This window comes from Paenibacillus sp. FJAT-27812 (genome assembly GCF_001273905.1).
Taxonomy (GTDB): Bacteria; Bacillota; Bacilli; order Paenibacillales; family Paenibacillaceae; genus Pristimantibacillus.
The window spans coordinates 5089528-5113640 of record NZ_LIGH01000001.1 but is presented as its reverse complement, the minus strand read 5'-3'; the positions used below and the strand labels follow the sequence as shown (position 1 = coordinate 5113640).

The 24113-nt window shown below is 49.7% G+C and carries 21 protein-coding genes and 1 pseudogene; 9 read left to right on the top strand and 13 right to left on the bottom strand.

Annotated features, from left to right (window positions below):
* Positions 1-156: 156 nt before the first annotated feature.
* From ADU23_RS21385 to ADU23_RS21370, 4 genes are all read right to left on the bottom strand, one after another.
* Complete coding sequence (locus ADU23_RS21385) at positions 157-810, bottom strand: hypothetical protein (RefSeq protein WP_053375590.1); 654 nt, start codon at positions 808-810, stop codon at positions 157-159.
* 136 nt (positions 811-946) lie between these two features.
* On the bottom strand, positions 947-1387 hold the full coding sequence (locus ADU23_RS21380) for a CoA-binding protein (protein ID WP_053375589.1): 441 nt from the start codon (positions 1385-1387) through the stop codon (positions 947-949).
* A 54-nt stretch (positions 1388-1441) separates the two neighbouring features.
* The gene (aroA, locus tag ADU23_RS21375) at positions 1442-2737 is read right to left on the bottom strand and encodes a 3-phosphoshikimate 1-carboxyvinyltransferase (RefSeq protein ID WP_053375588.1); all 1296 of its coding nucleotides are present in this window, start codon (positions 2735-2737) and stop codon (positions 1442-1444) included.
* Between the two features lie 81 nt (positions 2738-2818).
* Positions 2819-3340 (bottom strand): shikimate kinase, encoded by a 522-nt coding sequence (locus ADU23_RS21370; protein WP_053377758.1) that lies wholly within the window; start codon positions 3338-3340, stop codon positions 2819-2821.
* Positions 3341-3485: 145 nt separating this feature from the next.
* Between ADU23_RS21370 and ADU23_RS21365 the strand changes: the two genes are divergently transcribed.
* A complete protein-coding gene (locus tag ADU23_RS21365; protein ID WP_053375587.1) occupies positions 3486-3809 on the top strand; it encodes a hypothetical protein in 324 nt (107 codons plus the stop codon).
* 13 nt (positions 3810-3822) lie between these two features.
* On the opposite strand, the gene gndA is transcribed toward ADU23_RS21365, so the two are convergent.
* The 6 genes and pseudogenes from gndA to ADU23_RS21335 all read right to left on the bottom strand — a co-directional run bounded on the left by gndA (position 3823) and on the right by ADU23_RS21335 (position 11715).
* On the bottom strand, positions 3823-5235 hold the full coding sequence (gene gndA, locus ADU23_RS21360; RefSeq protein WP_053377757.1) for an NADP-dependent phosphogluconate dehydrogenase: 1413 nt from the start codon (positions 5233-5235) through the stop codon (positions 3823-3825).
* A 287-nt stretch (positions 5236-5522) separates the two neighbouring features.
* Positions 5523-6119 (bottom strand): hypothetical protein, encoded by a 597-nt coding sequence (locus ADU23_RS21355; protein ID WP_053375586.1) that lies wholly within the window; start codon positions 6117-6119, stop codon positions 5523-5525.
* Between the two features lie 258 nt (positions 6120-6377).
* Positions 6378-8082, bottom strand: a pseudogene (locus ADU23_RS21350) (proline--tRNA ligase).
* A 362-nt stretch (positions 8083-8444) separates the two neighbouring features.
* Entirely contained in the window at positions 8445-9596 is a 1152-nt protein-coding gene (locus ADU23_RS21345; protein ID WP_053375585.1) for an ABC transporter permease, read from the bottom strand.
* On the bottom strand, positions 9589-10758 hold the full coding sequence (locus ADU23_RS21340) for an ABC transporter permease (protein WP_053375584.1): 1170 nt from the start codon (positions 10756-10758) through the stop codon (positions 9589-9591). Before ADU23_RS21340 ends, ADU23_RS21345 begins: the two co-directional genes overlap by 8 nt.
* A 12-nt stretch (positions 10759-10770) precedes the next feature.
* The gene (locus tag ADU23_RS21335) at positions 10771-11715 is read right to left on the bottom strand and encodes an ABC transporter ATP-binding protein (protein WP_053375583.1); all 945 of its coding nucleotides are present in this window, start codon (positions 11713-11715) and stop codon (positions 10771-10773) included.
* A gap of 222 nt (positions 11716-11937) precedes the next feature.
* Here ADU23_RS21335 and ADU23_RS21330 point away from each other — a divergent pair, with 222 nt between their 5' ends.
* From ADU23_RS21330 to ADU23_RS21320, 3 genes are read left to right on the top strand one after another with little or no spacing between them, the layout of a single operon-like run.
* A complete protein-coding gene (locus ADU23_RS21330) occupies positions 11938-13068 on the top strand; it encodes a sensor histidine kinase (protein ID WP_053375582.1) in 1131 nt (376 codons plus the stop codon).
* A gap of 40 nt (positions 13069-13108) precedes the next feature.
* Positions 13109-13750: a response regulator transcription factor gene (locus ADU23_RS21325; protein WP_053377756.1), complete on the top strand. Its 642-nt coding sequence runs from the start codon at positions 13109-13111 to the stop codon at positions 13748-13750.
* Positions 13751-13778: 28 nt separating this feature from the next.
* A complete protein-coding gene (locus ADU23_RS21320; RefSeq protein WP_053375581.1) occupies positions 13779-14426 on the top strand; it encodes a DUF1054 domain-containing protein in 648 nt (215 codons plus the stop codon).
* 60 nt (positions 14427-14486) lie between these two features.
* On the opposite strand, the gene ADU23_RS21315 is transcribed toward ADU23_RS21320, so the two are convergent.
* Entirely contained in the window at positions 14487-17516 is a 3030-nt protein-coding gene (locus ADU23_RS21315) for an efflux RND transporter permease subunit (protein WP_053375580.1), read from the bottom strand.
* Between the two features lie 251 nt (positions 17517-17767).
* Between ADU23_RS21315 and ADU23_RS21310 the strand changes: the two genes are divergently transcribed.
* From ADU23_RS21310 to ADU23_RS21300, 3 genes are read left to right on the top strand one after another with little or no spacing between them, the layout of a single operon-like run.
* A complete protein-coding gene (locus ADU23_RS21310) occupies positions 17768-18529 on the top strand; it encodes an ABC transporter ATP-binding protein (protein WP_053375579.1) in 762 nt (253 codons plus the stop codon).
* Positions 18526-19548 carry an ABC transporter permease gene (locus ADU23_RS21305; RefSeq protein WP_053375578.1) on the top strand — a complete coding sequence of 341 codons (1023 nt, stop codon included), beginning with the start codon at positions 18526-18528 and terminating at the stop codon, positions 19546-19548. The genes ADU23_RS21310 and ADU23_RS21305 overlap by 4 nt, the downstream gene beginning before the upstream one ends.
* Positions 19549-19604: 56 nt before the next feature.
* Positions 19605-20267 (top strand): TetR/AcrR family transcriptional regulator, encoded by a 663-nt coding sequence (locus tag ADU23_RS21300; RefSeq protein WP_053375577.1) that lies wholly within the window; start codon positions 19605-19607, stop codon positions 20265-20267.
* Positions 20268-20321: 54 nt separating this feature from the next.
* Here the strand turns inward: ADU23_RS21300 and ADU23_RS21295 are convergent, their stop codons facing one another.
* On the bottom strand, positions 20322-21515 hold the full coding sequence (locus ADU23_RS21295; protein WP_053375576.1) for an MFS transporter: 1194 nt from the start codon (positions 21513-21515) through the stop codon (positions 20322-20324).
* A gap of 176 nt (positions 21516-21691) precedes the next feature.
* Here ADU23_RS21295 and ADU23_RS21290 point away from each other — a divergent pair, with 176 nt between their 5' ends.
* The gene (locus ADU23_RS21290; protein ID WP_053375575.1) at positions 21692-23161 is read left to right on the top strand and encodes an aminotransferase class I/II-fold pyridoxal phosphate-dependent enzyme; all 1470 of its coding nucleotides are present in this window, start codon (positions 21692-21694) and stop codon (positions 23159-23161) included.
* Between the two features lie 140 nt (positions 23162-23301).
* Complete coding sequence (locus ADU23_RS21285; protein WP_053375574.1) at positions 23302-23718, top strand: DUF1885 family protein; 417 nt, start codon at positions 23302-23304, stop codon at positions 23716-23718.
* A 75-nt stretch (positions 23719-23793) separates the two neighbouring features.
* Here the strand turns inward: ADU23_RS21285 and ADU23_RS21280 are convergent, their stop codons facing one another.
* A complete protein-coding gene (locus tag ADU23_RS21280; RefSeq protein WP_053375573.1) occupies positions 23794-24102 on the bottom strand; it encodes a DUF1292 domain-containing protein in 309 nt (102 codons plus the stop codon).
* Positions 24103-24113 lie beyond the last annotated feature (11 nt).

Here is a 24113-nt window from a genome sequence, read left to right as displayed (position 1 = left end):
ATGCGAATTTGCGTTGCAAAACTGACTGCATAAGCATTTAGTCCATTATATCTATTTCGATGTTAAGCGTTTGCTACGTTTTTGTCAAAGTAAAACGGCGAGCCTATGAAGGCCCGCCGTTGTTGATGATTCTAATCTTAATTTTTTAAAACGATGTTATCGATTGCCGCCGGAATATGGTGAGTTGTTAATACCACTATTCGACTGCCAGCCTAATTGTGAAATGACTGGGCCTGCTTGTTGATAAGCATTAGTCGCCTCATATACAGGATGCATCGATGTTGTGTTTGAATGCGTTTGAGTCATGCCGCCATAGTTATTTTGCTGGTTTTGCAAGTTAGATTGTGCAAAGCCACCAAAATTTGATGATCCCGCATGCTGAGCATACTGCGAACCAAAATTCGAGGACGGTTGATAATGAGATTGCGATTGTTGACTGTCAGGACCTGCTTGATAGCCAACATGCGAGATAACCGGACCTGTGCTGCCAAAAGCCGTTGCTGGCGATTGCGCATAGCTTTGAACCGGTTGATGCGAGATGAATGAATTGTTCGTTCCTACCGGATTTGTCATATTCGAATAGCCAGATGTAGCAAAATGTTGTTGCGCACCTTGGTTATAAGAATTAGACGCTTGATAACCGCCTGGCACATTCGAAACGATAGAATTCGTTTGTCTGCCAAAAGTCGGTTGGCTGAGCTGCCCTTGATAATGCGATTGCACATTGCCTGTTGGCTGGAATTGTGCGTTTTGGTTTAGGTAGCTCTGTTGTCCTTGGAAATTACCCGGTTGTTGCGAAAATTGATTCACGTCGTGTCCTCCTTGGATACCATTCATAGAGTCTTCAGATGACTACCGACCGTTACGCCCACATTGATTATGCGATAACAAGTTCGGCACTCGCTCTTGAAGCCTTTCTTAGTGTGTAGGAGTGACCGTTTTTTTATTACAGTAATGATTTGGGTTTTCCACCAGGAAGTAGGATAGAATCCTCAACTTTAATGCAACGATCCATAATGACCTCTAAGCCGCCAGCTGCTGCAATGGCAGCTGCTTCCTCGCTTACGATTCCAAGCTGCAGCCAGAAGGTCTTGGCGCCAATCGCAACCGCCTCCTCCGCGACAGGAGGTGTATACTCGCTTCTGCGGAATACATTAACGATATCAACGGGTACGGGTATATCCTTGAGCGATGCGTAACTTTTTTGTCCCAATATGGTATCGGCGTTAGGATTGACGGGAATAATCGTATAGCCCTTTGCTTGCATCGCTTCGGATACCATATAGGACACGCGCTCTGGATTGTCTGACAAGCCAACAACAGCAACAGTCGTACTTTTCTCCAAAATACCCTTTATCTGCTCACGCGTAGGATTCTCAAATGCCATCGTAACACCTCAATTCATCAATTTAGGAACAAGTGCCGAGCCGCCTTTCATCATTTAGCCTTCAATCCACTCAACGTTCGCTCCCAAAGCTTTCAAATGATCAAAGTAAATGGGATACGACTTGGCTACATGATGAGCATCACGAATTCGAATCGGCTGTTTCGCACGCAAACCAACGACCGTCAAAGCCATAATAACGCGATGATCGTAATGGGCATTAATCTCAACGCCGCCCTCGACGCCTTCGGGGCGGCCATGCACGATAATTTCAGCTTGGCGCTCTTCCACGTTCGCGCCTGCTTTGCGCAGCTCATTCAAATAATCGGTAATACGGTCGCATTCTTTGTAGCGCAGATTTTCTACGTTATAGAACCGTGAGGTTCCTTCCGCAAAAACGGCCGCAGCAACCATCGCAAGCACGGCATCGGTCGCATGATCGCCATCGAACTCAACTGCTTTAAGCTTTCCGTTACCTTTAACATGGACAATGCCGCCCTCATGCGTCAGCGGAACCTCCATCATCTTCAACACGTCGACGACCGCGCGTTCGCCTTGCTTGCTCTTCTCTTCAAGGCGATGAACGATTACATCGGATTCCGTTACGGCAGCAGCAGCCAAAATAGCCGCAGATCCCGGATAGTCTCCTTGAATGGAGTATGTTTTAGCCGCATAGCTTTGATTGCCAGGAACACGGAAACGCATATAGTCCTCATCGGCATGGATGACGATTCCAGCTTGCTCCAATACTTCAAGCGTTTGGCCAACGACAACCTTCGATTTCAAATCATGCAGCACTTCGATCTCGCTGTCTTCCTCCAGCAGGGGAGTCAAGAACAGCAGCGCACTCAAAAACTGCGAGCTAATGTTGCCCGACACTTGGATTTTTCCGCCCTTTGGCGCTCCGCCTTGGATACGGATAGGAAGCTTGCCGTCTTGGTGCTCAATAGAAACGCCCATAGCAGTCAAGGATTCAATCAAATCGCTGTGCGGACGCTTGCCTAGCGAATCCGGGTAACGATTAATGAAGGTTACATCTGGGCATAGTGCCGCAATAGCCATCAAAAACCGCAATACAGCACCTGCGTTGCCTACGTCAAGCTGATCAACTGGCTTCGGATGACGGCCAAAGCCGGTGATGACGATTTTCTCATCATCCTCTTCCACCGTCGCTCCTAGATCGCGGATACAACGACGCATAGCGTCGCTATCCTCGCTATGAGCCGGATAATAAATGGTGCTTGTTCCTTCCGCAAGAGCTGCTACAAGCAGGTAGCGGGTCGTGTAATTTTTCGAGGATAGCGCTTGAAGCTCGCCTTCAAGCCTTGGCGTTGGCGTCACTAATACGTCCATAGTTCGTATGATCTCCCTTTACAATAATATATACACCACAAGCGGCCGATCGGCCGTTTGGCGTGATGAACAATCCAGTAATTACGAAATGACGTGCTGCGCAAGTATCGCATCAACGACTTCTTCTGCCGACATATCTGTCGTATCTATCGTCAAATGCGCGAAATCATAAGCATGCTTGCGCTGCTCAAGCAGCAGGTTAACTCGCTCAACCGCATTGCCTTCCAGCAGCGGCCTTGCGGTATCATTTTTGACCCTTGCAATGATTTGCTCGGAACTCGCCTTCAGTGCAACTACAAAACCCTTGCTCAGCATGAGCTCCCTGTTCACCTCGCTGAGTACGGCACCGCCGCCTGTAGCAATAACAGAGCACTCCTCGCTCGTCAAAATCGTATCAAGCACCTTGGTTTCAATGATCCGAAAACCCGCCTCGCCATCCGCCGCAAATATATCGGAAATAAGCCTGTTTTCAAGCCTCTCGATTTCCTCATCGCCGTCGACTCGCTTCCAGTCAAGCTTCTCTGCGAGCAGCTTGCTGACGGTTGACTTGCCGGTTCCCATAAACCCAATTAATACTAATTTCTTTAATGGTTGCCTGTCCATCGTAACCGTTTCACCCTTTTCGTTCTTGGTAAACCCTATTTTCTTCAACATCATATCATTTTTTTGCAATTCTAGGGTATAAAAAAGTTGCATATGCCGTATGGATGATAATGATGAATGATGATGAATAGGAGTGACTTTAGCGATGACCAGAGATCCCCATCCGCAACAATTCCACCCCACACAAAAACGGATAGACCGTATTCTCGATCCCGATCATCCGCTCTGTCGCGCGGATGTTGTCTGGATGCTTGAATTGATTAAAAAAAAGGTGGCTGACGAAGATCCAGCCTTAATGGATCTTTCGCAGCCACGCTTATTGCAAAACTTTCATTTTTTTGCCGAAGCGGCCATGTCCCTCATTCATCGCAGGCATTACAGCAACCAAGAGGCTGATCGGCTGCGAGAATGGCTGCGCCAAGCAGCGCACGGATTGTATGTGGACAATCCTCGCGAGCGGAACCGTTAAAGAGCTGCTCGTATTAAGATTGCATCCAGTTGAAGTGGAAGCTGCCTTCTTTGTCCAAACGTTTGAACGTGTGGGCACCGAAGTAATCGCGTTGTGCTTGAAGCAGGTTAGCAGGCAAACGCTCTGTGCGGTAGCTGTCGAAATAAGCGATTGCGCTTGAGAAAGCAGGAACCGGTACGCCGTTAGTAACAGCGGCAGAAATCACTTCGCGCCAAGCGCCTTGGTAGGACTCAACGATGTTTTGGAAATAAGAATCCAAAAGAAGGTTGCGCAGGTTAGGATCACGGTCGTAAGCGTCTTTGATATTTTGCAGGAAGCGAGCACGGATAATGCAGCCGCCGCGGAAGATCATTGCGATTTCGCCGTAGTTAAGATCCCAGTTGTATTCTTCGGAAGCTGCCCGCATTTGGGCAAAGCCTTGTGCGTACGAGCAAATTTTACTTGCAAACAGCGCTTTGCGCACGGACTCGATAAATGCCGCTCTGTCGCCTTGGAAAGGTGTTTTTGCAGGGCCGTTAAGCACTTTGCTTGCTGCAACGCGTTCTTCCTTCATTGCGGACAAGAAACGAGTAAATACGGATTCCGTAATGATGGAGAGCGGAACGCCAAGATCCAGCGAGCTTTGGCTTGTCCATTTTCCTGTACCTTTTTGGCCAGCGGAATCTAGGATAACGTCTACCATTGGCTTGCCTGTCTCAGGATCGTATTTGGAGAAGATATCTCTTGTGATCTCGATAAGGTAGCTGTCAAGCTCGCCTTTGTTCCACTCGGAGAAAATTTCGTGAAGCTCTTCCGCGCTTACGTCAAGCACGTTTTTGAGCAGGTCGTATGCTTCGCAAATCAGCTGCATGTCGCCGTACTCGATTCCATTATGTACCATTTTCACATAGTGGCCAGCGCCATCCGGTCCGATATACGTGCAGCAAGCGTCATCGCCTACTTTAGCAGAAATAGCAGTCAGGATCGGTTCAACAAGCTCGTAAGCGGATTTTTGGCCGCCTGGCATAATCGAAGGTCCTTTCAAAGCGCCCTCTTCGCCGCCGGATACGCCCGTACCGATAAAGCGGAAGCCTTTTGCTTCAAGGTCTTTGCTGCGACGAACAGTATCAGGGAAATAAGCGTTGCCGCCATCGATGATAATATCGCCTTCAGCCAAATGAGGAACAAGGGAGTCAATCGTTGCGTCTGTTCCTGCGCCAGCTTGTACCATGATCAAAATTTTGCGCGGCACTTCAAGCGATTGCACGAATTCTTCAATCGTGTACGTCGGAACAAGATTTTTGCCAACTGCTTCTTGTACGAGATCATCTGTCTTCTCGCGGGAGCGGTTAAATACCGATACTGTAAAGCCTCTGCTCTCAATGTTAAGGGCAAGGTTCTTACCCATTACGGCCAATCCAATAACGCCAATTTGCTGTTTAGACATCTGGTTTCTTCCATCCTTCATCATCTATTTTGGGTCACAATAGTTTCATTTTACTCCTTTTACGCCAAGAAGAAAACTATTTGCCTAGAAAAATGTCTCAATTGCAGCATCAAAAATATTGACCGATTCAAAAAGTTTATCTTATATATGAAGGAAATCCCCATTCTATTCTCTACAACCACCTGCGGATTCAAGCTCACAGCGCAACCTAAAAACGATCAAAGGCTGCATGTTCCGCACAGCTTTCGATCGCTTTTAGATTTTCATATAGGGACCAACATCCATCATCAGAGCTCCAGTTGCAACATTTCCGAACGGAGCGCCATCAGCCGTTCTTTCGATTCCGTAACCGCTTCCTCGTCATCGCCTTGCAGTGCATCGAATAACATCGACAGCTCGTAATCCAGCTCATAACGCAGCACGATGGCTCTTTCCTCTGCTCGCTTGGATTGAAAAGCTCTAATCATTTCTTCTATTGTAACGAAAGGCTTCTTCTGATAAATAATCCGATGTTCCATACCGGACACCTCCACGAGTCGTATAATCTCACCGAACATAATACTTTCAATGACGATTTGACGATCTTTAATGCGCTTCACAACCGCATGTCCACGTGTGTCATTAATCAGCTTTTCAATCAACTCTGACAGCTTCTCGTCTTTGATGATATAGTCGCCGACAATTTTGTAACGATTCTTCATTCGTTGGAATTGCAGCTTAACGAGCTTGCGGCCGGTTCGAATGGATACTAAAAACTGCCCCTCCGTCTCGCTCCAATACAAGGAGTAACCTTCCTGAATAAGATCGCGGATGAGATTTTGGATTTGCCGGCGGTCAAATCGCAGCTCCAAATTGCAGTATTCGACTTCGTGGCTTTTGTTCACGGCAATCCCTCCCTTACCTCAGTTTAGATGATGATGAGTTGACGAAATGTTCTGATAATTTGTTCTTATCTTCATCTTATACTCCATCTTATGTTATGGCAACTTGGATTATTGACTAATTTTACGAATACAGCCGACTAAACTAAAAAAAGGGCGCTGCCGTCTCCAAATCCAGACGGCTCGCTCCCCTTTCGTTCCGCTATTCCATAGGCGGCAGTGGAAATTTTATATGAAAGCGCATTATTTTCGGTTAGATGCTTACTTTTCGAGTGCAAAAGCAATCGCTTCCTCTAAGCCTAGCTTTTGCGCTTCCGATTCGCTTCGACGCTTAAGCTCGACGATCCCTTCGGCTGCATGCTTCCCGACTACGATGCGCAGCGGTATGCCGATTAGGTCCGAGTCCTTGAACTTGACGCCCGGTCGCTCGTCCCTGTCATCAAGCAGCGTCTCTACGCCCGCTTCCTGCAGCCTAGCCGCTATATGAAGCGCCAAATCCATTTGCACCTGATCCTTGGCGGATACAGGCACGACATGCACCTGATAAGGCGCGATAGCCTTCGGCCAAATGATCCCGTTGCTGTCTGTATGCTGCTCAAGTACCGCTGATAGAAGCCGCGATACCCCGATACCGTAGCAGCCCATTATGAAAGGCTGTTCCGTACCCGCCGCATTTAGAAATTTAGCATTCAGCGCATCGCTGTATTTTGTCCCAAGCTTGAACACATGCCCAACCTCGATGCCGCGATGGAACGTCAAATGGCCTTGCTCGCAGCGCGGACAGCCGTCTCCGGCCAATGCATTGCGATAATCGCCTGCCTGCGCATGCGCTAGATGAACGCGCGGCTGCACGTTTCCTACATGATAGTCCTGCTCGTTTGCGCCTGCGATTCCCGCTTCCATCGCAAGCACCGCATAGTCTGCAAAGATAGGAATCGTTAAGCCGATCGGACCTGCAAAGCCAGTTGGCGCACCTGTCACCCGCTCAGTAGTCTCCTGATCCGCAAGCTCCAGCTGCGTGGCACCTAGCGCATTTTTCAGCTTGATTTCATTGACCTCATGATCGCCTCTTACGATAACCGCTACCGGGCTTCCGTCGGCCGAATAAATCAATGTTTTCATAAATGTATCGGCAGGAGCGCCAAACGCCTCAACAAGCTGCTCCATTTTTTTAATGTTCGGCGTATGGAGACGCTCCGGCTCTTTATGTTGAACGGTTTGTCCGCTTTCGCTCCGCAGCTCGGCACGAAATTCCGCTTTTTCCAAATTAGCCGCATAGCTGCAAGCATCACATGCCGCAATCGTATCCTCACCGATCTCGGCGAGCGCCATAAATTCATGCGTGCCGCCCTCGCCTCCGATGGAGCCGGCATCCGCTTCAACGGCGCGGTAATTCAGGCCGCAGCGCGTAAAGATACGGTTATACGCCTCATACATGCTCATGTAACTGCGGTGAAGGCCCTCAAAGTCCTCGTCAAAGGAGTAAGCATCCTTCATTAAAAATTCTCTGCCGCGCAGCAGCCCATAGCGAGGACGCTGTTCATCGCGGAACTTCGTTTGAATCTGGTACAGTGTCATTGGCAGCTGGCGATAGGAGCTCACCTCGCTGCGAACCAGAGCGGTGATCACTTCCTCATGTGTCGGACCCAGCGTAAATTCCCGATCGTGGCGGTCGCGCAGCCTGATTAACTCAGGACCGTAAACCTCGTAACGACCGGATTGCTGCCAGAGCTCGGCTGGCTTGCATCGCAGGCATCAGCACCTCTTGCGCCCCTGCTTGATCCATTTCCTCCCGCACGATCTGCTCGAGCTTTCTAAGCACGCGGCGTCCGAGCGGCAAATACGTATAAATGCCAGCCGCGAGCTGTCTGATCAGACCTGCGCGCAGCATCAGAATATGGCTGGCTGCTTCCGCTTCCGATGGCGCCTCGCGCAAAGTTGGCATGAATAACTGGCTTTGTCTCATAGTTGAATAGCCTCCTTGTGATTAAATTACGGTTAAATGAAAACAAAAAGAACGCATTCGTAAGGGACGAATGCGTTCGTGGTACCACCCTAGTATAGCTGCCGTTTATTGTGGCAGCCCTTGCTTAGATAACGGAAGATGACTTCCGGCAGCGGTTCTCGTTTCTTAACCGCCGCAGCTCTCAAGGTAGGGAATAATCAGTCGTTCATAGAAGCCTTGCAGCCTGCGGGCTTCCTCTCTGAAATAAACGGCAGCTGATCAACATAGCCTTGGTCGACGCTGTTATATTGTCATTAACTTTTGATAAAATTTACAATACAAAGGAAGCGAAGTCAAGCCATATTTTATACACTGGATGTGTCCTATGATTTGCTTGCGCGATTCGGTCTAAGCACAGCTGAACCAAACGCAATCATAACGGCTGCGAATAAGAGCAGAATAAGAAGCTGAAGTCCGATATCGCTGATGCTGCCTCCGCCGCCTAAACGGTCAACCGCTTGAATAGCCCATTTTTGCGGAGTGAAATTAGCGAGCTTTTGCATGAAATCAGGCAGGATGGATATCGGAAAAAAGCAGCCGCTGATCATGCAGGACGGTGTAATAATAAGATTGTTGATCTGCGAGAGCTGGGCGCTGTTGCGCACAAGCCCGGCAACCGCCGACGCAAGGCCAACAGCCGCCAGCAAGAAGCACTCCAGAACAAGCAGCAGCGACCCAAACGAGATGCCCGGCGAGTAGCCGAATACGAAATAAGATAAGCTGAGCACGATAACAAGCTGTATCGTGCCTACGAGCATGCTCCCCATAAAATTGCCGAAGGCGATATCGATAGCGCGGAGCGGAGCGGTGAACATTCTCGCCATCGTCCGCTTCTCTCTATCTTCAAGGACGAAACCGATCGATTGACTGACAAGCATCATGACGAACATAAGGATTAAACCGATCATCGTCGGATTGGAAACGATCTTGCCAAGCTTCATGCTGACCTTATCGGCAACTACCTTTGGCGACGCCTGTGCATCAAGCAGCGCGGTCAGCTTTGTCAAATCCGCTTCGCCAGTGCTGCTCACAAGGCTTGCAGAGGAGGAAAGCTTACTAGCTTCCGTCTCCAGCAAGGTTGCGAGCGATGCATTCCACAATTGCACATTCATCCGGTACAAATTCGCCTCCGTTACGCTGCCTTCGAGCAGCTTGGCGGAATAATCGGAAGGGATGTAGATAGCAGCATCTGCTTTCCCATTTACGACCATATCCTTAAGCTCCTGTTCCGTCAGCTTCGGCTCCAAATGGATCTCGTAGAGACTCTCCTGCTCTACCGAGGAAGCAAGGTACCTGCCTAATAGGCCAGTGTCCTGATTGCTAATGGCAATAACCGCTTTTTGCCCATCGAAGCTAGCAAACAGCCCTGCCATAATAGAAAGAAAGATTGCAGGAACCAGCACGTTCATAATTAGTCCGCGGCGAGATCCCATCGTTCTGCGTATTAGTTGAGTTGCGATATGAAAGCTAGGCATGCTGCTTCACCACCTTAGGCAGCCTGATCACTGCGATAATTGTAAACGCTAGTGCAATAACGCCAAGTATCCCGATTCCATTCCAAACCGCAGATGTATCTGTACCGCTCATAAGCGTTCGCAAACTCACGTTTGCCCAATGATTGATCGTTAATTTATTGGCGCCGCCAACCATTTTCTCTATGCCGGTCATCATGCCGCCGCTAAGAAAAGTCATGCTGAAGACAATAATAGTAAACAAGGTTTGCGTTGTTTTCCGCGTGCGGGCAAAGGACGCGATCGTGATAGAAAGCCCAGCGCCTGCCGCTGCCGTAAGCAAACATATGAGTGTAATCAAGCCTAAGTGGCTGCCCCAATCCACGCCGTATACATAGGAGGTGAACGCTACGATAATGACCGTTTGCAGCGCAGCAAGCATGCCGGCTCCAACGATGATGCCAAACACGATCGCTCTAAATGAGCTAGGTATCGCATACATGCGCTGCAGCGTGCCGCTCTCTCTTTGGTTCAGCAATGCAAGCCCCGCTGACATGCCTCCGTACAGTAGAAACATGATTAAATAAGCTGCTGAATAATATTGGATCGCAGATGTTTCTCCGAACTCTTGACTATCTCCTGAACCGAGATTATAGGATGCAATGTGACTCTTGCTTGCTTCTGCTTGGCTGCCAGCTCCGCTAAGTGATGCCGCGAGCTCCGGACCGAGCGTCTCTATCGCCGCCAAGCGCAGGTTCACATTAGCCAAGTATCGGTTAACAACGGCATCCGCTGCTATATTTTTCTCTTCGTAACGCCCTGAGTATGTCAGCCATTTGGCAGTTTCACCGGCCTTCAACAGCTCCGAATAATTTGCCGGAATATACACGCCGTAGTCGGCAATTCCCTCGCGCACAAAGTCTTGCACCTCTTTCTCTGAACCAGCCTCAACCACCTTAATGTAAGGCGCGATCGCTTCATCCTTCCAGAACGAATCGATGCTTGCTCTCATTTCACCATGATCTGCCGTAAACAGCGCAACCTTTGAAGGCTTAATCTCCGTATCAAACGCGCTTCCAAGCAGCAGGATCAGTACTAATGGCAATCCAATCAATACAATGAGGACCGAACGCATCCGACTATATTTAATTAGCTCATAATAAGCTGTCGTCCACCATGCTCGCATTGTTAACTCCCCCTATTCGTCACGCAAAGTGCGCCCAGTCATTTGAAGGAAGAGCGACTCAAGATTCGGCTCTATCCGCGTCAGCTTGCGAAGATTGATGCCATGCTTCTGGATAATAAACAACAGATCCTGCAATATGGATGGCGATTCCTTCACCGACACTTCAAGCGTCAAACCCTCGTCATGCTCATCAAGCTGCTGTACGCCCGGATGGTCTGTTATTTCAGTCAGCGCGGTGCTTGATTTCCGGTCAATTTCAAAAATCAGCTTTTCTGCTTGGCCGACCTGGCGCTTCAATTCATCCTTCGTGCCGCATGCGATCAGCTTGCCTTGATCCAGGATGCCGATTCGTGTACAAATCGCCTCAACTTCCTCCATATAGTGGCTCGTATAAATGACGGTTGAGCCCAGTTTATTCAGCGCTCTTACCGATTCTAAAATATGATTCCGCGACTGCGGGTCAATGCCGACAGTCGGCTCATCCATAATGATGAGCTTTGGCCGGTGCATGATGGCGCAGGCGATGTTAAGGCGCCTTTTCATGCCACCCGAGAACGTTGAAGGCTTATCCTTGGCACGCTCCAGCAGTCCGACGAATTGAAGCGCTTCGTCAACGCGGTCGCGCAGAAGCGATCCTCTTAAGCCGTACAGTTTCGCAAAAAAGGTAACGTTCTCTCTGGCTGTCAGCGTCTCGTAAATAGCCAGCTCCTGCGGCACTAGACCGATACGCTTCTTCACTTCAAGGGGCTGCTTCCGGATTGAGAAGCCATCCACCAAAATGTCGCCGCCGCTTGGTTCTAGCAGTCCCGACAGCATATGGATCGAAGTGCTTTTTCCGGCGCCGTTTGGTCCAAGCAGGCCAAATATTTCTCCTTCGCCGATATTGAAACTAAGATGGTTAACCGTTAATGTCGTATCGTATTTTTTAACAACCTCGCGAAATGTGACTAGACTCATTTATTATTCATCCTTTCGGTCTGTTTCTGATAAACCAATCATACAAGATCGCTATCCTCGAAACAGGTCTATTAAGTCACCTTCTGAAGGTGACAAAAGTCATCTCCTGTAGAAAGTGCCGCGAGCATCATGAAAGTTAGATGAAAAGCTGTTTTCATTATCGTTCGCCCATGCAACATTATGCTATAATGAAGCAAATTCAGCTGCGGGAGCCATTTTACCATGAATATACTGCTGCACCGGATTCGGATTTTGCTCGTAGCGATCCCTCCTATTATTAGCATCGTTGACGTAAATGCAGGCTCGTACGCCTTTTACACCGCTTATGTGCTGCTCACCCTGCTCCTGATTAAAGCTTCTTCCCAGTTTGCAAAAGCCGGCAATCTATTGCTGCTCGCGGAGCTGATCGGCTTTGCTTGGTTTTCCTACTCGTATGGCGGTGTTTTGTTTCTATTGTTATTCTCCACGCTCATTGCGACATTTCGCAGCAGACCCGCGCCTATGATGTGCGTTTTCTGGGCGGCGATTGGTTTATTGGCATTGCTGTCCGGCCTGCATGGCAGAGACAATGAAATTACTTTTGCAGTCGCCGTGCTCTGGGTCACAACGTCTGCCATTCTATATGCGTCCAATGAGTTCGAGGAAAAACGCCACCAAATCGAAGATTTGTATGGGGCACTGGCTGCAAGCCATGCGGAGCTCGACGCTGCGAGACGCAGAATGCAGGATTATGCCTTGCAGGTGGAGCATAATGCGCAGGTCGAAGAGCGGAATCGCATCGCCAAAGATATACATGATGATCTGGGCCACCGGCTTATTCGTGTCAAAATGATGTCCGAGGCCGCTTTGCATTTGTTTGACGCGGATACGGACCGAGCTAAAGGCACCCTTACGCAAATACGCGACCAACTGCAGGACAGCATGGAGCTGATGCGCCGTACGGTGCGCAGGCTCGCTGCAGATGGCGAGAAGGACGCCAGGCGTTACGCGCTGGATCGTCTCGTTGAGGAATCCGCCTCCGCTTTGGGGATAACCGTCAGCTTCCAAGTGAACGGACACCCAAGGCCGCTTTATCCGAGCTTGGAGCTTATATTGTTCAAAAATGCCCAAGAAGCCATAACGAATGCCGTTCGGCATGGCAAAGCGACCGCAGTTACGGTAGATCTTGACTTCTCGGAAGATTCCGTCGCGCTTACGATAGCCAATAATGGCAGCCTTCCAGGCGAGCCTATTGAAGCTGGTCTTGGCATGAAGGGGATGAAAGAGCGGATATCGCTTATCGGAGGCAGGCTGGAGTGGCAGAACGCTGGCCGCTTCTCGGTTACGACAACGCTGCCTCTTCTCGGAGGTTAACGACGATACCACTTGCTTAGAAATGGGGTTGTTCGCGCTTATGATTCAAGTATTGGTAGTGGATGATGATCCTTTTATTCGTGAGAGCATGAATGTCATATTGGATCTCGATCAAGATTTACAGGTTGCCGGCGTTTGCGCTAACGGGCAGGAAGCAGCCGATTTTGTCCGCCAGCATCCCGTCGATGTCGTCCTCATGGACATCCGTATGCCGGTATGTGACGGAGTGGAGGGTACGAAGCTGCTGCGTGCGCTTGAGCATCCCCCTGCCGTCCTTATACTGACGACCTTCGACGACGATGAATATATCGCGCAGGCGATTCGTAACGGAGCGAATGGCTATCTGCTCAAAAATGTACCGCCAAGCCGCATCATCAGCGGCATCAAAACGGTTCATGAGGGCTCGGTGCTCATCCATCCCGAAATTGCCCGCAAGCTTGCTGGCATGCTGGAGACGCCTCGCACCGATACAAGCAAGCCGCCGACGATAAACGGCCTCACGCCGGCTGAAGGCCAAATCGTGCGTCTTATTGCAGACGGCAAATCCAATAAAGAGATTGCCGCCTCCTTGTTTTTAAGTGAAGGCACAGTCAAAAATTATATAACCGAAATATTAAACAAGCTCGAGCTGCGTGACCGCACCCAAATCGCTATCTTTTATTTGAAATTATTGCATCAATGATTCTTGTTAACCGAAGGAGATTATAACGATGACTACACAGACTGCTTCTACTTCTCTAGCTGGCTTCACGCAGGCTGACTTTGATGTTTTTGGACTCGAGGGTCTTGAAGAACGAATGGCAGCTATTCAAAATCAAATTCAACCAAAGTTCCGTGCGCTCGGGGAGCAGCTCAGCGTAGATACAGCCGTGCATGCCGGCAACGAAATGTATCTGCATGTAGCAAGGCATGCTCGCCGCAAAGTAAATCCGCCGAAGGATACTTGGCTCGCGATCTGCAACAATAAGCGCGGCTACAAAGCGCATCCTCATTTTCAATTGGGCTTGTTCGATGATCATTTATTTATATGGCTGGCGCTTATTTATGAGGTGCCGAACAAATCCAACATTGCAAAAGCCTTCCTTAAGCAAATTGACGACGTAATCGCAACGGTTCCCGAGCATTATGTGCTCTCATTGGATCATATGAAGAAGGAATCGACCGCGGTCAGCAGCATGTCGAAGCAGGATTGGAAAGATGCCCTCGTCCGCTTCCATGACGTGCAGAAGGCTGAGCTCCTAATCGGTCTCCATGTGCAGGCGGATGACCCGATCCTTCGAGACGGGGATGCGCTGCTGGCGCTCGCTTCTTCTACTTACGAGACGCTGATGCCGCTATACCGCATGGCGAACCTATAACAACAAAGAAAGGCTGTGCCCCAAGGTCGATTTTGACCGTTGTGGTACAGCCTTTTATTATTAAACCTGCTGCGCGGCGGCGGCTTCCGCTTGCGCGGATGCTGCGTTAGCGCGCCGTTGTTTGCGGGAGGTGCGGAAGAATAACAGCTCATACACGCACGGAACGATGATCAACGTAAGCAGCGTTGCTGCGATCAAACCTCCGATTACGACGATCGCAAGACTTTGGGAAACGATGCTTCCCGATTCATGTGAACCGAACACGAGTGGCAGCATCGCGGATACTGTCGCTACCGCCGTCATCACGATCGGACGCATCCGAGTCGTCGCTGCTTCGATCAAAGCTTCGCGTATCGACATGGTCTGCTCGTTTTGCTTCACGCGGTCAATCAGTACGATCGCATTCGTGACGACGATGCCGATCAGCATCAGCGCTCCGAACATCGCCGTGAAATCAGGCGTTACGCCCGATACGAGCAAGCCCGTTACAGCTCCAATTGCGGCCAGAGGCAGCGAAATCATTATCGCGAGCGGTGCTCTAAGCGTTTTGAAGGTCAGCACCATGATCAGATACACGATACCGATGGAAATAAGCGCCGTTAATCCGAGATCTGCGAAATCGCTCGATTGATCGGCAGACGCCCCGCCTACTGCAAGCGTTACGCCCTCCGGCAGCTTCATGTCCGCTGCCGCTTTGTCGACTTTATCGCCAACGACCGAAAGCTCCTTAGGTTCGGCGTTAGCCGTTACTCGGATATAGGTTTTCCCGTCTTTGTGGTAGTACAAGGCAGGCTCCTCGGAGCGCGTCAATTCCGCCACCTTCGAAATTGGAGTGGCGCCTGTCTCCGTCATTACGGTGAGCTGCTCAAGCTCCGCCTTTGAGGCTGGGTTCAAGACCGGCTGCAAAATAACCGGCGTAACGCTGTCCTCAAGCCTAATCGTGCCAATCGGCACCGGGTTCAGCATGCTTTGCAGCTGCATCGCCACTTCTTGGCCTTTTGCAACGGCAGGATTGACATGGAACGAGTAAACCGATTTTTTCTCCTCCTGGTTGCTTACAACCTTTTGCACCCCATCAATCGGCTTAATGGCAGCGATAAGCTTATCCGCGGTTTGAGATAGCTGCTCAGGATCGTCGCCAGTCACGTCAATATTGATTTGCGGCGACCCGCCTCCCATTATTAAATCGGATGCATTAACCGTTAACGTTGCATCTTTGTAATTGTCCTTCTGCGATTTTACATCCTCCATAAATAACTCAGCATCGACGCCATCCTTAAGATCAACCATATAGGTGATTAGCGTAGGCGACGATACAGATCCGTATTTGGCCGCATCGGCGCTATTGCCAAGCATCATCATGACCCATTCGATATCTTTGTTGCCGGTCATATAGGATTCGAATTTTTTGCCTGCATCAAGCACCTCATCCGCAGGCGTTTCGCTTGGATATTGCAGCGTTACGTTGACATTCTCGGCGCTAGAGGAGTCAAGCGCCCCTTTTGGCATGAAGATGTAAGCACTGATCGAGCCTGCGAACAGCAGCACCGCAATCATTAACGGCACTAATTTATGCGCAAGGTTCCAGCGGATGAAGGCAGCGAATTTAGGCGAGCCGGCATGCTCCTTCTCCTTAGTGCCCCGAAGCAACAACGCGCTTAGAAGCGGTACGACAGTCAGTGCGACTAAGAGAGAGGCTAGCAGCGAGTAAGCAACCGTTAGCGCGAAGGGCAGCAGAAAGGCTTGCAGCGAGCCGCGCAGAAGGCCCATCGGTAGAAACACGGCTACCGTTACGAGCGTTGACGAGGTAATGGCGGATGCTACTTCCTTCGTTGCATCCGTAATGAGCTTGACGGAGAAGGATTCTTTTTGCAGCCTTCTGTAAATGTTCTCAATGACGACAATACTATCGTCAACTAGGCGGCCAACCGCAACCGCTACGCCTCCAAGCGTAATGATGTTAAGCGATACGCCTGAGAGCTGCAGCAAATAAAGCGTAATGCCAAGCGACAGCGGTATGGAAACAATCGTTACGATCGTCGCTTTAAAATTGCGCATGAACAATAAGATAACGATTGTAGCGAACAATGCGCCAAGCAATACTTCCCGCATCATGCTATTAACGGAAGAGACAACTGAATCGGAAGTGCTTAGAATGATAGAAGCTTCAATTCCCTTATTGTCTGCGTTTAGGCGCTCAATCGTTTTCTCGATTCCTTTGCCGACCGTAACCGCATTTGCATCCGCTGATTTAGAAATGGTGAACATGATCGCATCCTTGCCGTTCATGCGGCTGATGCTCTCTTGATCCTTAGCTAGCTCCACCGTCGCTACGTCGCCAAGCTTTACGCCTGCCGCGACTGGAAGGCTGCGCAGCGTTTCCACATCCGTTACCTGGTCATATACGTTTAGGTTGCTGGCTCCTCCGTCAAGCGTGCGTTCTCCGATCGAAACGGAAGCCCCTCTGCCCTGCAGCACGCCCATAAGCGATTGCACAGGGATGCCCGCTGCAGCAAGCTTATCTGTTGTAGGCACGACATGTACAGTTGGCGTTGACTTGCCGCTTACGCTGACCTGACCCGCGCCTTCTGACTTCTGAAGCTCTGCCGTAACGATTTTCAGCTTAGCTTCCTTCTCTTGCTCGCTCATTCCCTCGTCAAACGTTAACGTAACCCACGCGATTGGAATCATCGACGTGTTGAATTGAACGACGAACGGCTTCATCACATTTGCAGGCAGCTGGACCTGATCCACCACCCGCTCAATTTCCGCCTTTGCTTCCTTCATGTTCGTTTTCGAGTCAAAATTCATATTGATTTGGGCGTATCCGTCACCTGAAGTCGAGAACATGTCGGTCTTCCCTTTCACGAACGTTACGGCCTCTTCCAGAGGATTCGTGACCATTTGCTCCATCGACTTCGCATCGCTTCCCGGTCCAATCGCGGTTATCATAACCTGCGGATTATCAGCTGCTGGCAAAAACTCCATCGGCAGCCTGAAATAGCTGATTACCCCCATCGCTAATGCCATAATGACGATTAGAATCATGGCCGCCTTATTTCGGAATGACCATTCTGTCAATCTACTCATTTGTTTCCGACTCCTTTTCCCTCTACGGTTTTCTTTTGTTTTGTCTTTTCTAATCATAGTGGGAAGCTGGGGATAGCAAAAACGTCCAGAGAAGGGATTTGTTTCTCGCCCTTAGTCGTAATCCGGCTACGTCTGTAGACCGATTACAAGCTTATAAAAAATGAGTAAGTACTCACTTCACGAACGCGCAAATCGTATGTATAATAAAGTGAGTACTTACTCATTTATGAGGACGAGGAGCGTGACCCATCATGTTTGCCAGCAAAAACGAGCCTTCCGGAGCTGACATTGCCGTCGAGGTGCAAGGCATTACACGTTCATTCGGCGGCCGAGCCGTGCTTGAAGACATTACGCTTTCCATTTCGCAGGGCGAGCTGTTCGGATTGCTAGGCCCTTCCGGCTCGGGCAAAACGACGCTCATCAAGCTGATGACAGGCATTGATCATGCCGATGCAGGCACGGTCCGCATGCTTGGCGAGCCGATGCCGCAGCTAAAAATGCTGCAAGCGTTCGGTTACATGGCGCAGTCGGATGCGCTTTACAACGAATTGACGGGCAAGCAAAATTTAGCTTTCTTTGGCGCTATGTTCGGATTAAAGGGGGCGGTCCTTCAAGAGAGGATTCAAGCCGTATCCCAGCTTGTTGCATTGACCGAGCATTTGAATAAGCAAACAGCAGCCTACTCCGGCGGGATGAAGCGCCGACTCTCGCTGGCAATCGCGCTTCTGCACGAACCGAAGCTGCTCGTGCTTGACGAGCCGACGGTCGGAATTGACCCTGTTCTGCGCCAATCGATTTGGCAGGAGTTATCTGCGCTTACCAAGCAGGGCGTAACGATCATTATTACGACGCATGTGATGGATGAAGCGGAAAAATGCGATCGGCTAGGCCTGATCCGAGGCGGAAAGCTTATTGCCGTCGATACGCCTCAAGCGATTATCCGGCAAGCGGGCGCAAATACCATCGAAGAAGCGTTCATCGCGCTTGGCCGTGAAGGAGGCGTTGAAGCATGAGAATACGTGCGCTTGCCATTCGTATCATCAAACAATTTCTTCGTGACAAAAGAACGCTTGCCATGCTGTTCCTTGCTCCCCTGCTCATTCTATGCTTGATGAAGCTCGTATTTGACGGGCAAGCCGTCTCGCCTGACATTGGGATGATTGATCCTCCAGCGGCAATCACGGAAAAATTCGAGACCTTGAATGCGGAGATGATAAGCTACAGCTCTGCTGAAGATGCCCAGGCAGCATTAAAAGCGGGCAAGCTCGACGCCATCCTTCAACTAAGCGGAGCAGGCACGCCGGAGCTAACGCTTGAGGGGAGCGACCCCTCCACTAACCGAGCCGTCTTGCTGCTATTGCAAAATGTACTTCAGAACGGAGCAGCAAGCTCCGCACCTGCTATTACGTATTTGCACGGCGGACCAGACATGGCTGCATTTGATTCCTTTGGACCTGTGCTTATCGGCTTCTTCTCGTTTTTCTTTGTCTTCCTGCTTGCAGGCGTCTCCTTCCTGCGGGAGAGAACAAGCGGAACGCTCGAGCGATTGCTCGCTACGCCGATTAGGCGCAGTGAAATCGTCGCCGGCTATTTAGCCGGATTCGGCATTTTCACCCTGCTGCAAGCGTCCTTGATCGCCTGGTTTTCCGTTGACGTTCTCGGTTTGTACATGGCTGGCAATATCGGATATATGCTGCTCATTAATTTGCTGCTATCTTTAACGGCATTAACGCTCGGAACGTTGCTGTCGTCCTTTGCCAGCAGTGAATTTCAAATTATTCAGTTCATTCCGATTGTTATCGTGCCGCAAGCGTTTTTCTCTGGCTTGTTCAACCTCGACGCGATGAATCCTTGGCTGCAGAAGCTAAGCTTCGTCATGCCTCTTTATTACGGTGCCGATGCCATGCGGGGCATCATGATTCGCGGCGAGGGCTGGCGTGATTTTCAAACGGATGTTTACGTGTTAGTCGGCTTCTCTTGTATTTTTGCTCTATTGAATGTGCTGGCTTTAAAGAAGCACCGCCGCATGTAGCATCGTTAAGCTTCTGATATAATGAAGGAATGGGTAAGAGCGAAGGAGTGTCTCAGATGCAAGAACCGGTTGAGCAATGGCTGCAAGAGCTGTTGAAGCTAGATGATGAAGAAGTAAGGATGACCGATAAGCAATTAAAAATCGTGCAGGCAGCTTCGGAAATTTTCGCCCAAAAAGGGTTTGCCGCATCTTCTACGAGTGAAATCGCGCAGCGTGCAGGCGTTGCCGAGGGTACGATTTTCCGCCATTACAAGACCAAAAAGGATTTGCTCTTCTCTATCGTAGCACCTGTAATGGCAAAGCTTGTAGCGCCATTCGTGCTCCGCGATTTCTATAAAGTGCTCGACAGCAGCTATGACAGCCTGGATCAATTGCTGCGAGCAATTATCGAGAATCGCATAGAGTTTGTAGAGCGCCATATACAGGTCATCAAAATATTCGTGCAAGAAATTCCGTTTCATCCTGACCTTCAAGAGCAATTCCATAAGCTGATTTTAACGAAGGTGTTCGAGAAATTCAGCGTCAATATACGGAAGTTTCAGCAGGAAGGCACGATTGTGGATTGGTCGCCGCTTACGATCATACGCCTAGCGGCTTCCTCTCTCATGGGCTATGTGCTTTTTCGGACCTTTTCAAGCACTCGAGCGGATAGCGGCTGGGATGACGTGAAGGAAAGGGAGGCAACGATCACCTTTATACTCAAAGGCCTTGCCCCCTAAACAAAACAAGCCGGTTGTCCATCTTATGATGAACAACCAGCTTGTTTTGTTATTTTATTTAGCCGTATCTACTGTGCCTTCCGAGAAGCTGTGCTTGTCCAATTGACGGAAACGAAGCAGCAGCAGAAGCGCCGCCAAACACAATATGCCGCCCAGCAAGTAAGGAAGTCCCATCTCAATCGTGAAGAAAAAGGAGCCTAGCAGCGGTCCAGCTATGCGGCCTAAGCTATCCATCGATGAGCTTAAACCCGACGCGACGCCTGTGCCTACTGTCGTCTTCTGCGTAATGAGCGACGTCACGCACGGACGGATCAAGGCGTTGCCGATTCCAAATACAGCTAGCGACATCGTTGCCCACCATAAGGAATGTGCGGCCAGCAGGAGGAAGAAACCGATAGCGGAAATGACAAGCCCCAAAGCAATATATTTGGGCTCCTCGCCTGTCTTGATTCGTCTGCGCACAACACCACCCTGCACAAGCGCTCCAACAAATCCGCAAACAAAAAACAAAATGCCGACCTGCAGCGGAGTCACGTCAAAGCGGCGCATGCCAAAAAATTGCAGCGTAGCTTCCATTCCCGCGAGCGTAAACGTTACAAAAAACGCTAGCACGTACAAGTATTTAAGCGGTCCTGTAAAAGCCGCAAGCCGCGATACCCGCTTCTCCGATTTGCTCCTCCGCTGCTCAGGCGCAAGCGATTCCTTCAGCTTCGCCGCAGCAAGCACAAACGTAATGAGCGCTAAGGCCGATGCCGCATAAAAAGGAGTCTCAAGCGTAATCACGCTGAGCAAGCCGCCAACGCCGGGACCAATCGTAAAGCCAAGGCCGATCGACATGCCGACAAGCCCCATTCCTTTGGTCCTCTCCTCCGGCGGCGTTATGTCGGCGACATACGCGACGATAACGGAAGCGACTGCTCCCGAGAACAAACCTCCGAGCACTCGTGACAAATACATAAGCGTTAAATTGCCCGAGGATAACCCGAACATCAAGAAGCTAAGAGCAAATCCAAGTACGCCAATTAGAATAATCGGCCGTCTGCCGATTCGATCGGACAAGCTCCCCCAAAACGGCGAGAGGATGAATGATACTGCGGAATAAATAGCCAGCATCCTGCCCGTATGTAATTCCGCTTTGCTAGGATCCGCTGCTTGGATAATTTCAGGCATAACCGGGATGATAATGCCGAATCCTATAAACGTTGTCATTAGAATAGCCATTACGATAAGCATTCGTTTATCTTTCATGCTGCAACCCCTCCACCAACCTATGTTACCATATCCTTTTAACCATCATCTATGAACAATTGAAGAACAAATAAGCTGCCTCGGCTATTATTAAAAAAATGTAGCTTGCATTCCCCCCTGTATTTGCTATACTCAACTTTGTTTGTTACCTCTAATGAAAGGCAGGGATGATAGCGATGGATCACAATAAAACCCCGCTCTTCACCGCGCTTCGCCGACATGCGGAGCAGGATCCCGTTCAGTTTCATATTCCCGGACACAAAAAAGGATTGGGCAGCGACTCGGAATTTCGCGAATTTATCGGCGATAACGCGTTGTCGATCGATTTAATCAATATAGCACCGCTTGATGACCTGCATCAGCCTACAGGCGTTATTGAAGAAGCGCAGAAGCTGGCTGCTGACGCCTTCGGATCGGACTATACCTATTTCTCCGTGCAAGGAACCAGCGGCGCGATTATAACGATGATCTTATCGGTGTGCGCGCCCGGGGACAAAATCATCGTACCCCGCAATGTGCACAAATCCATTATGGCTGCCATCATCTTCGCAGGCGCAAGACCCGTATTCATTTCGCCTGCTAGGGATAATAATCTCGGCATTGACCACGGCATTACGACCCGCTCCGTGCGCAAGGCGCTAGAGCGCCACCCGGATGCCAAAGCCGTGCTTGTTATCAACCCGACTTACTTCGGCATTTGCGCCAATCTCAAGGAGATTGTGGATCTCGTACATAGCTTCGACATCCCTGTCCTTGTGGACGAGGCGCATGGCGTGCTTATTCATTTCCATGAAAAGCTGCCGATGTCCGCTATGCAGGCTGGCGCGGATATGGCAGCGACGAGCGTTCATAAGCTCGGCGGCTCCATGACGCAAAGCTCGGTGCTTAATGTTCGCAAGGGCAGAGTTAATCCGCACCGCATTCAGACCGTCATCAGTATGCTGACGACCACGTCGACCTCTTATATTTTGCTAGCGTCACTTGATACGTCGAGGCGTAATCTTGCTTTGAATGGACATGCAATCGCCGAGCGCGCGATTGAACTGGCACAGCATGCCCGTCAACAAATCAATGAGATTCCAGGCCTTTATTGCTTCGGAGAAGAAATTCTCGGCGATGAGGCTACCTATGATTACGATCCGACTAAAGTATCCATTCATGTCCGTCACCTTGGCATTACCGGCTACGAGACGGAAAATTGGCTGCGCGACAACTATAATGTGGAAATCGAAATGAGCGACATGTATAACATTCTTTGCTTAGTTACGCCTGGAGATACCTCTGATTCCGTATCAAAATTATTAATGGCGCTGCGCGGCTTGTCAGAGCGGTTCCATGAAGGTGCTGAAGCACGTGAATTAGTCGTCAAAATTCCGGATATCCCTCAGCTCTCCCTCTCGCCTCGCGATGCATTCTACGGCCAGACGGAAGTGCTGCCGTTCAAGGAATCCGCGGGACGAATCATTGCTGAATTTATTTATGTTTACCCGCCAGGCATCCCGATTCTGCTGCCAGGCGAAGTGATTACCCAAAAAAATATCGATTATATCGTGGATCATGTCCAAGTCGGCTTGCCGGTCAAAGGGCCTGAGGACCGCAGCATCGAGTTTGTTAAAGTAATCGTAGAGGAAACAGCTATTTCTTAATCGCATTAATATAATGAAAACCGCCCTAACGAAGCATGAAAGTGCTTTTTGGGACGGTTTTTTTTGATAGGGAACGAGGGTATCCCACTTATTGTCAACCGATTTCGAGCATGCTATGATGTTGGCAGAGGTGAGATGCGATGAGTCAAAGCGCTTACATAAAATTCGTGCAAGGATCATCCGTGGAAAAGCTGACATTGGAAGACGTGCAAAGCCAGCTTCTGCTTTACGTAGAGCAAACCAAGCTAACCGGCGCCCAGTTAGGCTGGGATTACGCCGAAGCCGCATTCCCCTATACGATCGAATCGAAACAAGATGACCGTTGGTTTTATTTAAAAGGCATTAATCCTCTTTATAAGCACATCATATTTGGTCCCAGTGAAACAACGAGCGTAGCCGGCAAAACCGTTCCTTGCGTGCAGGTCGTCCTTCCAGATGAGGCTACGCATGGCGATAAGGCAAAAGCAAATGAGCTGTGTAAATTTATGGCGAAGCAGCTGCAGGCTGAGCTGACTATGTTCAACGGGCGTACGATTTACTATAATCCACGTAAATAAGCGGGTACAAAAAAATTCGCGAGCAGTGCTCGCGAATTTTTTTGTGCCCGCTTATCGGAAAGCTGCGAACTAGAATTAGTTCTCTTCGCTCTCCGTGCGTGCGATTTCCTCGTAGATCGCAGTTACGCGATCCCACTCTGCATCATCTTCGATGCCAACCAAGAAGGACTCATCGTTTTCTTCTTCAATACGGAAAATGACACCGTCTGCTTCCGGATCATTACGATCCAGCAATACAGCGTACACATTGTTTTCGGATTCAAACGTATAAACCATGACCATTTCACGTTCCTGGCCCTCGTCGTCAGTCACGATAAAGACATGCTCCTCATGCTCGTGATCTTGACCACAGCCGCAATCATCTCCATGCTGATGCTCGCTCATGATATTACCCC

Coding starts and splice junctions, on each gene's coding strand:
- ADU23_RS21380 (WP_053375589.1), bottom strand. CDS start 1,387: ATGGCATTTGAGAATCCTACGCGTGAGCAGATAAAGGGTATTTTGGAG.
- aroA (WP_053375588.1), bottom strand. CDS start 2,737: ATGGACGTATTAGTGACGCCAACGCCAAGGCTTGAAGGCGAGCTTCAA.
- ADU23_RS21370 (WP_053377758.1), bottom strand. CDS start 3,340: ATGGACAGGCAACCATTAAAGAAATTAGTATTAATTGGGTTTATGGGA.
- ADU23_RS21365 (WP_053375587.1), top strand. CDS start 3,486: ATGACCAGAGATCCCCATCCGCAACAATTCCACCCCACACAAAAACGG.
- gndA (WP_053377757.1), bottom strand. CDS start 5,235: ATGTCTAAACAGCAAATTGGCGTTATTGGATTGGCCGTAATGGGTAAG.
- ADU23_RS21345 (WP_053375585.1), bottom strand. CDS start 9,596: ATGCCTAGCTTTCATATCGCAACTCAACTAATACGCAGAACGATGGGA.
- ADU23_RS21340 (WP_053375584.1), bottom strand. CDS start 10,758: ATGCGAGCATGGTGGACGACAGCTTATTATGAGCTAATTAAATATAGT.
- ADU23_RS21335 (WP_053375583.1), bottom strand. CDS start 11,715: ATGAGTCTAGTCACATTTCGCGAGGTTGTTAAAAAATACGATACGACA.
- ADU23_RS21330 (WP_053375582.1), top strand. CDS start 11,938: ATGAATATACTGCTGCACCGGATTCGGATTTTGCTCGTAGCGATCCCT.
- ADU23_RS21325 (WP_053377756.1), top strand. CDS start 13,109: ATGATTCAAGTATTGGTAGTGGATGATGATCCTTTTATTCGTGAGAGC.
- ADU23_RS21320 (WP_053375581.1), top strand. CDS start 13,779: ATGACTACACAGACTGCTTCTACTTCTCTAGCTGGCTTCACGCAGGCT.
- ADU23_RS21315 (WP_053375580.1), bottom strand. CDS start 17,516: ATGAGTAGATTGACAGAATGGTCATTCCGAAATAAGGCGGCCATGATT.
- ADU23_RS21310 (WP_053375579.1), top strand. CDS start 17,768: ATGTTTGCCAGCAAAAACGAGCCTTCCGGAGCTGACATTGCCGTCGAG.
- ADU23_RS21305 (WP_053375578.1), top strand. CDS start 18,526: ATGAGAATACGTGCGCTTGCCATTCGTATCATCAAACAATTTCTTCGT.
- ADU23_RS21300 (WP_053375577.1), top strand. CDS start 19,605: ATGCAAGAACCGGTTGAGCAATGGCTGCAAGAGCTGTTGAAGCTAGAT.
- ADU23_RS21295 (WP_053375576.1), bottom strand. CDS start 21,515: ATGAAAGATAAACGAATGCTTATCGTAATGGCTATTCTAATGACAACG.
- ADU23_RS21290 (WP_053375575.1), top strand. CDS start 21,692: ATGGATCACAATAAAACCCCGCTCTTCACCGCGCTTCGCCGACATGCG.
- ADU23_RS21285 (WP_053375574.1), top strand. CDS start 23,302: ATGAGTCAAAGCGCTTACATAAAATTCGTGCAAGGATCATCCGTGGAA.
- ADU23_RS21280 (WP_053375573.1), bottom strand. CDS start 24,102: ATGAGCGAGCATCAGCATGGAGATGATTGCGGCTGTGGTCAAGATCAC.